Source organism: Pseudomonas gessardii (assembly GCF_001983165.1).
GTDB classification, from domain to species: domain Bacteria; phylum Pseudomonadota; class Gammaproteobacteria; order Pseudomonadales; family Pseudomonadaceae; genus Aquipseudomonas; species Aquipseudomonas gessardii.
On sequence record NZ_MNPU01000049.1, the window covers coordinates 1 to 12,235 of the forward strand.

General features: G+C 54.1%; 8 protein-coding genes and 1 pseudogene. 4 read left to right on the forward strand and 5 right to left on the reverse strand.

From position 1 onward, the window contains the following. The first annotated feature begins 958 nt into the window (after positions 1-958). Positions 959-1,948: an AraC family transcriptional regulator gene (locus BLL38_RS24430; RefSeq protein WP_076964631.1), complete on the forward strand. Its 990-nt coding sequence runs from the start codon at positions 959-961 to the stop codon at positions 1,946-1,948. A 423-nt stretch (positions 1,949-2,371) separates the two neighbouring features. Here BLL38_RS24430 and BLL38_RS24435 read toward each other — a convergent pair whose 3' ends face one another. The 4 genes from BLL38_RS24435 to pchA are packed head-to-tail and all read right to left on the reverse strand — an operon-like array spanning position 2,372 to position 6,521. Continuing rightward, complete coding sequence (locus BLL38_RS24435; protein WP_076964632.1) at positions 2,372-3,940, reverse strand: FAD-binding oxidoreductase; 1,569 nt, start codon at positions 3,938-3,940, stop codon at positions 2,372-2,374. A 13-nt stretch (positions 3,941-3,953) separates the two neighbouring features. Beyond that, on the reverse strand, positions 3,954-4,646 hold the full coding sequence (locus BLL38_RS24440; protein ID WP_076964633.1) for a hypothetical protein: 693 nt from the start codon (positions 4,644-4,646) through the stop codon (positions 3,954-3,956). 10 nt (positions 4,647-4,656) lie between these two features. Further along, on the reverse strand, positions 4,657-4,992 hold the full coding sequence (locus tag BLL38_RS24445; RefSeq protein WP_076964634.1) for a c-type cytochrome: 336 nt from the start codon (positions 4,990-4,992) through the stop codon (positions 4,657-4,659). Between the two features lie 53 nt (positions 4,993-5,045). Next, positions 5,046-6,521, reverse strand: a complete 1,476-nt coding sequence (gene pchA / locus BLL38_RS24450; protein WP_076964635.1) for a 4-hydroxybenzaldehyde dehydrogenase — start codon at positions 6,519-6,521, stop codon at positions 5,046-5,048. Positions 6,522-6,835: 314 nt separating this feature from the next. On the opposite strand from pchA, the gene BLL38_RS24455 reads away from it, so the two are divergent. Both BLL38_RS24455 and def read left to right on the forward strand, forming a co-directional pair. Further along, positions 6,836-8,689, forward strand: a complete 1,854-nt coding sequence (locus BLL38_RS24455) for a sigma-54-dependent Fis family transcriptional regulator (RefSeq protein ID WP_076964636.1) — start codon at positions 6,836-6,838, stop codon at positions 8,687-8,689. A 423-nt stretch (positions 8,690-9,112) separates the two neighbouring features. Further along, positions 9,113-9,622 (forward strand): peptide deformylase, encoded by a 510-nt coding sequence (gene def, locus BLL38_RS24460; RefSeq protein WP_076964637.1) that lies wholly within the window; start codon positions 9,113-9,115, stop codon positions 9,620-9,622. A gap of 217 nt (positions 9,623-9,839) precedes the next feature. Here def and BLL38_RS30775 read toward each other — a convergent pair. Further along, positions 9,840-9,980 (reverse strand): annotated as a pseudogene (locus tag BLL38_RS30775) (IS5/IS1182 family transposase); the annotation flags it as partial. Between the two features lie 777 nt (positions 9,981-10,757). On the opposite strand from BLL38_RS30775, the gene BLL38_RS24470 reads away from it, so the two are divergent. After that, complete coding sequence (locus BLL38_RS24470; RefSeq protein ID WP_083743106.1) at positions 10,758-12,143, forward strand: formylglycine-generating enzyme family protein; 1,386 nt, start codon at positions 10,758-10,760, stop codon at positions 12,141-12,143. The last annotated feature ends 92 nt before the right edge of the window (positions 12,144-12,235 follow it).

Consider the following 12,235-nt stretch of genomic DNA (forward strand, 5'->3'; position numbering starts at 1 on the left):
TTAGTCAGGTAAGCTCGGTTCGGTCAGACGCCCATTGATAACGATGTTTTGGAAGCGGGATTGTTTCGCTTAGCAAGCTCAGAAAATTAACTGACTGTTGCACTTGCTCCTTGAGACCGCCCTGCCTCGGATGCAAGCCGTACCGGACGTCTAGATCCCAGGAGCGCTCCAGGAGCACCCTGTCGTTTGCCAATTGATACTGTTCGAAAAGAGTGGTGAAACCAGGGCGGTACTGCCCTGTGACGTATTGATATTCAGGCGTATTTTTCGGCATTGCGCAGGCTCTTGCGGTTAGTATTCTGGCCCATCCCTGGTACGGTGATGGCTAGGCAGGTACGGTGCTTTTGACGCGCCGCTACTTTCGTAGATTTCTCCAAGCCTTGAAGGGAGGCGCATCAGGAGGTTCCAAATCGCCAAAGGACGGAGGTCCAGACAGCCCCTGATAGAATCTTGCCACTCGGCAATAGATTTGGTGCTCATGGACGTCTGACCCTTGCTCGCTTCGGGGAAGAACTGATTAAACCTCCGACCCCGCCCCAGTACTATTCGGCTATAACGTAATTGCTATGCGGTTTTGCGGATTGCCTCAGGCTGTGAGCAATTTTTTTATAAAGATGAATGACAGACTGATGGAGCTTGACGTGCGGTCACGAGCGAAATAGCGTGGCCTTGAATGGTTCCTCCAAAAGAGCAGAGGTTAGACCTTCGCGGACTGAGTTCTATTTTTTTGCAAAACCTGATCTCGGTGACTACCCCACTCAAGGAGCCATTTTTATGGATGGGGGTAGTTTGAAATTATCCAAGGTGGGCGATGCTGCGCGTGCATCAGATGCAGAGCTAGTTTGGCTACCGTGATCTGGCAATGCAGGAAGCACTGTACGAAACATCAGAAGGACGCCGCACTGTTTCACGCGTTTAGCCTGCAAAAGCCGCACTAAGTGGCTATCGAGGAAATGCTATGTTTTACCATCAAAATAAAAACAATGTAATTCGTCAGCAGTTTTCAACAGTTCTCAACACGCCCGCACAAGCCGTACAGTGGATGTTGAATATCAACGGGCCACATGATCTTGAAGTTCCCAGGCCCCGCGAACTGGATTTTCGCCATTATGGGACCATAATAGGCAATGCAGCTATTGGGATAATCGAATATTCGACCTTGGTACGTGTCAAGATCGAAAATCTGGAGCAGAGCTACAGTGTCAACTTGCCTCTGTACGGAGAGCAAAGTATTGAGCATCAGGGTAGTTCATTCGTCTCCAATTCTTCAGTAGGGGTGATCCTCTCGCCCAACCAGTCCTTGCGCATGACCATTGGCGAGAAATGCCGCAAAAAGATGGTTAAGCTCGCGCGCAGGGCACTGGAGGTGAAGTTATCAAAGCTGCTGGGTCGGCAAATTTCGCAGCCGATACTTTTCGAGCCAAAGGTGAGTTTGGATGGTGCAATGCAGCAGTGGTGGCAGCTGGTGGAAAATTTTCAAGAGATTCTGCTGGCTGAGAGCTCTTTATGCGATCTGCCAGACGTGTGGAGCAACTTTGAAAACAGCTTGATCACCAGCCTCTTGTTCTCGCAACGACATAACTATTTTGATGAATTGCTGGCGCGCCAAGCGGGGCGCCCGCAGTACCTGACACAACTTGAAATTATGTTTAATGAGTCCTTGGAACTCCCTCTGACGCTCGTGGATCTTGAGCGAGCTGTGGGGGTCTCCCGCGAGCGCCTTTATCGTGATTTTCATACGTATTACGGCATGACACCGATCGCATATTTTCGTCAATTACGATTCGATCAAGTTCGATTACGCCTGATCCAGGCGCGATCCTCTGAAAAAGTTTCCAGTATTGCTATGGATTACGGTTTTCAGCAGTTTGGACGTTTTTCCAAGGAATACAAAGAGCGTTTTGGGGAGTTGCCTTCGCAAACCTTGAGGTTGCACCGTACCAATTGAAACTCCTGCTTGCAGTGATCTATGTAGATCACGCCACCGGTTGCACAGGCAGTCACTGAGTGATGGCCGTTAGGTAAGATCGTGGTTGGCATAAGCCTCATAGCGGTCCTGATCCAAGATCAATAACCTTGTTCAATTCTCAGAGATATTTTTTGAATGTCGCCGCAGTGATGGCCGTGGCCACCACACGCTTTTCGCGCCCGATCATATGGCGGGGAATGTTCTGCTCGGTGAGCTTGCCTTCAAGTTGGACGATCACTTCCCATGCTTTCGGCCCGGGATGTCGACCCTAGGTTACGTCGCCTTGGGCCTGGGTCAGGAAGGCAGCCAGCAGCAGGGTACTGGTTGCGAGCAACTGTGTGTAAGTCATTGCGTATCCTAAGATAAAAAGCCCCGCCAGGCCTGACGGGGTATCAAGCATCATCAAAATGGGTTGGTGAGGTCGATGCCCGACTTGCCCGGTGCCAGGATGTTGTGCGGGTCCAGGGCACGCTTGATGGCATGTTCAAGCTTGCGTTTGACCGGACCATAGCTCTGCGCCACACGCTCCTGGAAGGCGGTGTTGACGCGGTACACGGCATAGCCTTCCTGCTCGAATACATCCAGCAATTCGGCAAAGCAGGCATTGGCGCGCTGGGTCTCTTCGGGGTTGGTGCGGTCGTACAGCACGTCGATGACGTGATGCATGTCGCGCCAGCCGACGATGAACTCGCCGACGTAGTCCAGGCCGTGTTTGTTGAGCGTCTTCTTGGCCAGCGCCTGCTGTTTGTCGCATTCGCTGCCTCGGGCCTGGCTGACCGGTGCGAACCACATGGAGCCACCACCGCCACGCCAGTTGTACAGGCCGAATTCCTGCAGGTTTGGTACACCCGACATCAGTTGGGCGCGGTATTTGAAGGGCTGGGTGTCACCGGCTTCTTCCTGTGTGACGAGCCGACCCTTGCCCAATTGTTTGAGTGCCCCCTTGACGATGTTCCAGTTGACGTTGACCTGTTCCTGAGTGCCGTAAAGTGCGGCGTAGACGTTCCAGGCGCCGAGGTTCTTGTCTATCTGGATCTGCTTGAGGATCGCGTCGGAGGTCGCGCCGGGCTCAAGGGTGTAGTCGGAGCGGCGGGTATTGCAGGTGGAGGCCTCCCACAGTACGCCGGCGATCACCACCGAGTTGGGGATGACCTGGGCGATGCGCAGCGGGCGGATGAATTCGACGATTTCGGCGATATCCGACTCGTTCTCGAACTTGATCTCGAACGGCTTGAACACCGGCGGTTTGGGCATCAACCAGAAGCCCATCTTGGTGCAGATACCATAGTTCGCCTGTGTGAACATTCCATCCAGAGTCGGGCCATAGCCCCACTTGAAGACTTGCCAGGCGTTGTCGCCCTTAACCCCGCCCATGCCAGTGCGATACACGTCGCCATTGGCCAGCACCACTTCCATGCCGCACTGCATCATAAAATGCTCACCGTAAGGCGTGTAGCCCACGCCGCGATCCATCGTGTTGCCCAGCGGTCCGGCGATGGCCGACGGCGCGGAGAACGACAGCATCAAGGGCAAGTTGTGTTCCTGGATGTGGTCGTAAAGCTGCTGGTAAGTTACCCCCGGCTCGACCAGGGCGGTACACAGCTGGGGATCGACGTGGAGGATCTTGTTCATTTTTTTCAGGTCGAGAATGATCTGGCCACGCTGACCGGGTGCTGCGGAGCCGTAACCGAAGTTGCGACCGGTAGAGATGGTCCACACTGGTATCTTGTGTTCATTGCAGATTTTCACCACGCCTTGCACCTGCTCGACGGTGGTTGCGGTGATAGCAGCAGAAGGTGTGTGCCCGGCGTTGTCCACAGCCATCATGATCTTGGCGTAGGGGATCAGTTGATCGTCCTTGACCAGGACGTTGTCTTCGCCGAGCAAGGTGCGGAACTTGGCGATGGCTTGCTCGAAGTGGGCGGCGTTGACGCCACGAGGCAGTAGCTTGTTGTTGGTTTTTTCAGTCATCTGGAGAGTTCCTTCAAGCTTCGATCGAGAACGAAACGAAATTACCGGTCAGCGGCGAGGCACGGCTGGCGATCAGGGGCGCCTGACCGAGATTGGCGGTGCCCAGTGCAGCGAGGGTGTAGCCCAGCGTGGCCGCCCATTGCTCGGAACCTGCGGTGTTGCGCGCCGTCGCAGAGACTTGCAACGGTGCGTGTTGGCCATGCAAGCGCTGTTCAGTAAGGCTGAAGTGGGTACCGCAGGCGTTCAGGTTCAGGCCAAGCTGCGGGGCGCAGCCGCTGGCGGCCTCGGCACTGAGTAGACGGTGATGGGAGGCGTTGGCCGTGGCGCGATGCTGACCCAGCCACTGCACGCGCGCGCCGGCACTGCGTGCTAGGTCGATGATCACGGCAGCACTGGCATCGTCCACCAGGCCGATGATGCGTTGCGGTTGAGTGCTGCCCAGGCGTTTTTCCAGGTCGAGGATGAAGTCCAGGCTCAGGTCGGCGCGTTGCATCGTGACCTGTCTAGCGGTTGGGCTGGCGTTGATGCCCTGGAGGAAGGCCGACGCGGCAACCTCGCCAGTCATTAGGGCCAGGGTCGGTAGCGCCGGCCGGGCCTGAACGCCCAGTGCACCGTTGGCCATGGTCAGGCCCGAACGGCTGACCAGCGCTGCGGCCATGCCGCTCAAGGCCATTCCCTTGAGCAATAAACGACGTTCAATATTCATTACCGACTCCTCAAGGCTTGGCCACGGGAACGGGTGTTTTGGAGATATAGTCGGCTACCTGTTGCAGCGAATTGTCATCGATGAACGAAGCGGGGAAGGCCGGCATGGCACGGAAACCGTTGCGCACGATGGCGGTGATGTAGGGCGATGGCAGCTGGCGGCCCTTGATAGACGGGCCGACTTGGTTTTCGTGGCAGTAGCCGCACATTTTGGCATAGACGTTTTCGCCGCCTTTCCAGACGCCGTCACCATCGGCAAAGACGCTACCCGCCAGCAGGGTCATCGGTAGGGCAAGGCAGACAGTGAGGGGCCATTTCACCGCTGGGCGGTTGAGGAGTGAAGACATTTCGTACTCCGTTCTCTTATGGGGAAGTGGGTTCATGGACGCCATGGTTCAGGTCAGAACGGATACGGCCTGGGGCTGTGTTGCAGGGTGATCCAATGGTCGGTGGTGAACTCCTCGATCGCCCAGTCGCCATTGAAGCGTCCAAGGCCGGAGTTCTTCTCACCGCCGAACGGCGCGTTGGGTTCGTCGTTGACCGGGATGTCGTTGACGTGGGTCATGCCGGCGCGGATGCGTTGCGCAAATTGCACGCCGCGCTCCAGGCTGGAGGTAAAGACGGCGCTGGATAGTCCATATTCGCTACAATTGGCCAGCTCCAGGGCGTGCTCGGCATCGCGGGCGGATTGAATGCCCACCAGCGGCCCGAAGATCTCTTCACGCGCAATGTCCATGTCGGCGGTGACGTCGCCAAACACATGCGGCGGCAGGACGTTCCCCTTGGCTTGCCCGCCCACCAGCAGATTGGCGCCCTCGGCCCGGGCGGTGGCGATCTTCGCTTGCAGGCCCGCCAATTGCTTGCTGTTGATCACCGGGCCGATCACGGTTTCCGCTTTATCCGGATCCCCGTAAGGCAGGGCTTTGACCCGCTCGACGAAGCGCCGGGTAAAGGTTTCCAGTAGCGGTTGCTCGACGATGATGCGGTTGATTGCCATGCAGATCTGGCCCTGGTGGAGGAACTTACCCACCACGGCGGCACTGACGGCCTGCTCGACATCGGCATCGGCCAGGACCACGAACGGACTATTACCGCCCAGCTCCAGGGCGATGTGCTTGAGGTGCTCACCTCCACTGGCGATGCGGCCGATGGAGCGTCCAACCTGGGTCGAGCCAGTAAAGGAAATGAACGATGGGACCGAGTGTTCGACGAAGGCATCGCCAATTTCCGCGCCGGCACCGACCACCACACTAAGCACGCCCGACGGCAATCCGGCTTCCTCGAAGATGCGCGCGAGCAACAGGCCGCCGGTGATAGGCGTATCGCTGGCGGGCTTGACCACTACCGCGTTGCCCAGCGCCAGGGCCGGAGCCAGGGAGCGGGCGGTCAGGTGCAGGGGGAAATTCCACGGGCTAATCACGCCGATCACGCCCAGAGGTGTGCGGTAGACACGGCTTTCCTTGCCAGGGATGTTGGAGGCAAGAATGCGCCCGTGCACCCGGCTTGGCAGGCTCGCCGACTCCAGTGTAATGGCGCGAGCGGAGCCCCATTCGATTTGCGCCTTGATACGCGTGCTGCCGGACTCACGAATGATCCAGCCAATGATTTCTTCACGGCGCTCGTCGAAGATCTTTACCGCGTTGAGCAGGACCTGAGCCCGGGCGGCCGGCCCTTGGGCTGCCCAATTGACCTGGGTTTCCTGTGCCTTGCGGTAAGCCTCATCGAGATCATCGCGATTGGCCTGGGTGATTTGCAGCAAGCGTGTCTGGGTGAAGGGGTCGAACACCTCCAGCGGACGATCGGTGCTACCGGCACGCCATTTCCCGGCGAGAGGTTGCAGTTCAAGGTTTTGATAGGTAGGGCGAGTAACGGTCATGGCGTTGTCTCTCTTATTGGGTGCTCATGACTTAGTAATAACAACTATCGTGCCAAACTCGATTTATTAATTAATTTATATAAAATCAAATAGTTATGTTTTTTTAGCGCGTCTGGACACAAATATTGAAACAGCGCGTGCGGAATTTTATGCAGAGGATGTCGCAGGCCGTTGAAAGCTCGACGCTTGATGTTTTTTTGTGCGTTTATCGGACGAACGAGGGTCAGAAGGCCTGTGGTCAATCATTGGCAGATTGACCGTGGGGGTTGTCCGGGCATACTGAAAAAATTACTTCCCAGCAGCTCATTGATCCTATGACTCGTCCCCCGCCTGACAAGAATCGCCGCCCTGCAGATGAGGAGTTTCTCAAGCAACTGCTTGGCCGACAAAAGCGCCTGATTGTCGACCGGGCCAGCCAGTTCGGCGCCAGTGGTCTGCCTTCGGCCGAGCAACTAGCTGAGACCGTGGCCTTCGCCCCACAGGACGGGAGCATCTGGTTATGCGGTCAGCGCGTGATGTTGATGCAAGGCTCGGCCTTCGGCGCGATCCGCCGTGAGCTGATCGACGCGCAGGGGTTCGATAAGGCACGTGGCCAGTTGACGCGCATTGGTTGGCAGGCAGGCGCGCGCGACGCCACCCAGGTCAGCGAACAATGGCCGGAAGGCGATCACGCCAGCTTGTACAGCGCCGGACCGCGACTGCACATGCTTGAAGGTATGGTCAATGTCGAGGTCGTGCGCTTCGAGATCGACTCGGGCCTCGGTCATTTCTATTCCGAGTTTTTCTGGCACAACTCACTGGAAGACGACGAACATATCGCTGCCTACGGCCTAGGAGGTGAACCGGCTTGCTGGATGGAGATCGGTTATGCAAGTGGTTACGCCTCTTCACTGCTCGGTCGCCTGGTGGTCTTTCGTGAGGAGGAATGCCGATCGATGGGGCATAAAGCCTGTCGCATCGTCGGCAAGCCAGCCGAGCAGTGGGACGATATCGATGTGGATCTGGCGTATCTGGACCCGGGGGATTTTCTCAGTCGCAGCACTTACTCCTCGGGCATAGAAACTACCGTCGCCGAACTGGAAGAGCCCGTCGACGGTATACCCTTGGTGGGTATTTCGGCGGCGTTCGTCGCGGCCAGTCAATTGTTGCAGCGCGTCGCGCCAACCCAGGCGACGGTGTTGTTGACCGGGGAATCGGGGGTCGGTAAAGAATTATTCGCCCGTACCCTGTATCAGGCCAGTTCCCGACAGCAGATGCCGCTGGTGGCCCTCAACTGCGCGACCTTGCCTGAGAACCTGGTCGAGGCCGAACTGTTCGGTGTCGAGCGTGGTGCCTTTACCGGCGCCGAACGATCGCGCCCCGGGCGTTTCGAGCGAGCCGATGGCGGGACGCTGTTCCTCGATGAGATTGCGACCTTGAGCTTTGGTGCGCAGAGCAAGATTCTGCGTGCCTTGCAAGAAGGTGAAATCGAGCGGGTCGGTGGCACGGCTCCGATCCGCGTGGACGTACGGGTCATTGCCGCGACTAACCTGGACTTGCGTCGCGAAGTCGAGGCCGGGCGTTTTCGTGAAGACCTGTTCTACCGATTGAATGTGTTCCCCATTCACCTACCGCCGTTGCGCGAGCGTCGCGAAGATATCCCGTTGCTGATGAGTTACTTCCTACGCCATTTCAGCCTGCGCCATGGGCGTCGGCCGGCGCGGTTCAGTACGCGGCTGGTCAACGCGCTGCTGACGTATCGGTTTCCCGGCAATATCCGTGAGCTACAGAATCTGATCGAGCGTGGTGTGATTGCCGCCGGTGACGGCGAGGTGATCGATATGGTGCACCTGGCCGAGGCGGGGGCGCCGTTGCTGGCAACGGCCATTGGCCTGACCCCCGAAGGGCGCCTTTCCGCTGTGCAGCGCCGGGATGAGCCCGCAGCCGAGGTGCAGGCAGCCGCAACCTCCACCGAAGGTTCGGGAGCAGGCCCCCTTCAAGAGCCGTTGCTGGAGAGTCTGCAGGCCTTTGTTTCCGGTCACCAACGGGTGTTGAACATATCCCTGGAAGAGATCGAACTGCGCCTGGTGCGACTGGCGCTGGAACGCTCGGGCGGTAACATCACGGCAGCAGCGCAGATGCTCGGCATGAGTCGAGCGCAGGTCAGCTATCGCCTCAAGGGGAGCTAGCGCCTAGTGCTTGTAGCGGCCTGCACTACGGTATCGGCCAGATAGTTGACGACAAACAACTGCCTGTAAGTACCCGGTGGCGGCAGAATCCCCATACCGTAGTTTTCGATGCCCAGTGCTACAGCCTGGCGAGACCGCCAAGCTTAACAGCCGAGAGCCTTATTCCTCGGAACTTTCGAGCAACAGGATTATCCATTGCGTATGCTCTGCCGGTCGCTTTGTTCGGAGGAGCGGCGCAGTTGCTCTCTACAGGGTTGATGAGGATGGCCGGAAGTAAACTTGCGCCCGCGTTCTATGCCACCGTTTGTGTATCGTTGGTTGCTGCGATTTTTTTGCGCTATACCGCTTCTGACGACGTTGAGTGAAAGAGAGTAATAAAAGTTTTTATAAGCTTTTTTCACAGCAGTTTTTAGGAGATATTTAATGATAAGAACGTTTCTTCCTCCCGATGCCCCCTTATTGCGTGAAGTGGCTACTCAGGTTGATAGGTTTTCGACTGATGAGCTACGAACCTTAGTATCTGATATGTTTGAAACCATGCGTGATGGTCGTGGAGTGGGCTTGGCTGCCCCCCAAATTGGGGTGAGCGCACGAATTATTGTCTTTGAGTTTTCTGGGGATGAAGAGCGAGCGCCTGGCGAACCTCTGATACCTCCTTCTGTACTAATAAACCCGGTTATTCTCTCGGGAGAAGGGTGGGCAGAAGGACGTGAGGGGTGTTTTAGTATTCCAGGGAAAATAGGTATTGTGCCTCGATACACGACTATCGAATACACGGCTCAAGATATTGATGGTCTTAAGGTTCAAGGCAAAGCAGAAGGTTTTCATGCCCGCATTATTCAGCATGAAGTCGACCATTTGAATGGCATTCTTTATATCGATATCGCCAGTGAGGTCTCTCCTTATCAACGAGAAACTATAGAGAATAAATAATCAGTTCTTTGGTACTCTCAATTCCCCATAAGTGGAAAATAAAAGCACCAAAAAAATTGCTCTCGGGTTAAGGATAGTCTGAAGTGGCCCGATATTTTCAGGTCATTTCGCCATCTGCGATTTAGAAAACAGCGCATCAGTCAAAAAACGATCAGATTAGCCGTGTATTTCATGCTTTTTAGCCACTGCGAGCCTCTCGCAGTGGTCGTTCCCCGCATTACAGGCGCTCCTCGCCCGCATTCGTCAGCAAATGTCGGTGCGCCATCCACAGGTTCGATAGCGCGAACAGCGTCACCTGCTGCGCGGTGTTCTTCGCAAGGCCACGCAAGCGCACCTTGGTATAGCCAAACTGGTGCTTTTTCAGCGTTTCCTTAAGGCAAAGAGGTGTCTACGAAACCCGGGGCGATTCACTATGAGTGACAAACTCTCGTTCACGAGAGGCAGTTTCTCATGGGTGAGTATTTTCTTGCAGTCGAAAAGAGAGGATTTTAGAAGCATGTATGAGAGGTCGCTTCTATGTGATTGCGGTATAGAGTTATCGAAATATCACATTCGACGGGAAAACTCATGAAAAGTATTAATGAGCTAATAGAAAGCCAAATTTCGACTAACACATTGATGATGTCGGAGTCGCACGTGAGTTTCAACTGACTGCGCCCGAAATACCCGTAATACTCGTTGCCGTCGGCTATAAATTCGTCGAAAGCTGGCCACAAAAGTCGCACAAGAGATTCAGTCAAGTACTGAAACTGGTTTAAAAGTCAGAGGCGTATGGGCTGTTCAGCCTATGGGCGTGTGACGATAGATGGTTGGATAGAAGGAGGGATACCAACTGTGCAAATATTTCTGAAAAAAGTTTAGGTAGGCCCGCACCAAGCGAGAGGGGTAGCGCTGGGATTGATAAAGCAAATGTGAAGTGGCTGCACGTTTCGTTGAGACATCAGACGACTTCACGGCGAAGAGACTGCCAGGGATGTCTTAAAAATATTTACGCTTTTAATACAGAAAGTCGTGTGCCGAAAAGCTCAGTAATTCGTTGCTTTACGGTTGGGGCTGAATACTGCTTTAACTTAAATTCGCTGCAATTATGCGAAATTTGATCAGAGTTTCCCAAATGAAAATAGGAGAGTGATTTATGAAAAGTATTAAATGTTTTTCAATTTCATTTTTTTTGTTTGTTGGTTTTAATTCTGCTTATGCAAGCGAAAACCAAGTTTCACTTTCGTTGCAGTCGTTGGCGGACTCTATGAGGTGGGACTCACTTGATAAATGCTCAGCAACATATGAGGTGGTTTTGCAAAAAACGGCAGACGCCCAAAAAGCTGTTGCCGAAGATCTAAAAAAATCAATTGTCAGCTCTGCTTACAATCAGTTTTTGCAGGGGCAAGTAAAAAATAAGTTGGACTCCCTATCTGCAGAGGTCAAATACCTACAGTCACGTTGCCAAGCTGGTGATTATGATGGCTCCTCGTTAAGTCTGGAAAGACCTGCTCGATTGGAGCAAATGTTACAAGAGTGGCAGTCGACCATTATCTGGGCTAAGGATGTCATTGAGTCTGAAAAATACCCAAACTTAACCTATGTTAATAAATCTCCTTCACTGATAGAAAATAAGGAACTCAAGCCTTTAGATAGGTTTGTAGATTGCACGGATAGCTATTGTTCGGAAATGGTCGTCATCCCCGCAGGTGATTTCGTTATGGGGGCAACTGAGGAGGAAGCCGTTGCCGAAAAGGTAAATGCCAAAGTACATGCGTGGGAAATTCCTCGTCATAAGGTGGTGATAAAGAAGCCATTTGCTTTGTCTTCAACGGAGGTGACACTGGGTAGCTTTCAGACGTTCGTTAATGAAACTGGCTACAGTTTACCAGAAGGCTGTACTTCACTAAGCCCGCCTGCAAATCCGCAAGTTGCTCTGGCTAAACTTTTTTTCTCTAAGGAAGCTAACTATAAAAATACTGGGTTTAAACAAGGAGAAAATGAGCCCGTAGTTTGTGTTCGTCGTGAAGATGGCCGCGCATATGCTGAATGGCTATCGAAAAAAACGGGGCATAAATATCGTCTTCCAACGGAGGCTGAGTGGGAATATGCCGCACGAGCAGGGACTCAGACAACCTTCTTTTGGGGTAATAATCGAGACGAGGCATGTGGTTATGCCAACGTTTACGATTTGACCACGGATGAATATTATAAATATGGATTCAGTAAGTTTATGTGTAGCGATAAGCAGATTTCTACTGCGCCGGTCGCATCATTCAAGCCGAATAATTTTGGTATCTACGATATATTGGCGAATGCTAGGGAGTGGGTTGACGATTGCTGGCACTATAGTTATAGCAATGCACCGACTGATGGTTCAGTTTGGGGGAAAGAGAATAACGGGTTGTGTCACTTTGGCGTATTGAGAGGAGGGGCATGGGCGTATAATACGGTAAACGTCAGGATTGCCTATCGGAATGCCTATTTCTCTTCGCAGGCCCGTGCTTTTATGTGGGGTTTCCGATTGGCCAGAGATATTTAGTTATCAAGCTACTGGATGCCTTTTTCTCAACCGTTCGGGTCACCTTTTAATTGGTTATTCGTGAACTACGGGGCGCACGGCCTATGCTTAAC

Excerpts from the sequence above, each read along its gene's own strand:
- BLL38_RS24430 (WP_076964631.1), top strand. The coding sequence starts at position 959 with ATGTTTTACCATCAAAATAAAAACAATGTAATTCGTCAGCAGTTTTCA.
- BLL38_RS24435 (WP_076964632.1), bottom strand. The coding sequence starts at position 3,940 with ATGACTGAAAAAACCAACAACAAGCTACTGCCTCGTGGCGTCAACGCC.
- BLL38_RS24440 (WP_076964633.1), bottom strand. The coding sequence starts at position 4,646 with ATGAATATTGAACGTCGTTTATTGCTCAAGGGAATGGCCTTGAGCGGC.
- BLL38_RS24445 (WP_076964634.1), bottom strand. The coding sequence starts at position 4,992 with ATGTCTTCACTCCTCAACCGCCCAGCGGTGAAATGGCCCCTCACTGTC.
- pchA (WP_076964635.1), bottom strand. The coding sequence starts at position 6,521 with ATGACCGTTACTCGCCCTACCTATCAAAACCTTGAACTGCAACCTCTC.
- BLL38_RS24455 (WP_076964636.1), top strand. The coding sequence starts at position 6,836 with ATGACTCGTCCCCCGCCTGACAAGAATCGCCGCCCTGCAGATGAGGAG.
- def (WP_076964637.1), top strand. The coding sequence starts at position 9,113 with ATGATAAGAACGTTTCTTCCTCCCGATGCCCCCTTATTGCGTGAAGTG.
- BLL38_RS24470 (WP_083743106.1), top strand. The coding sequence starts at position 10,758 with ATGAAAAGTATTAAATGTTTTTCAATTTCATTTTTTTTGTTTGTTGGT.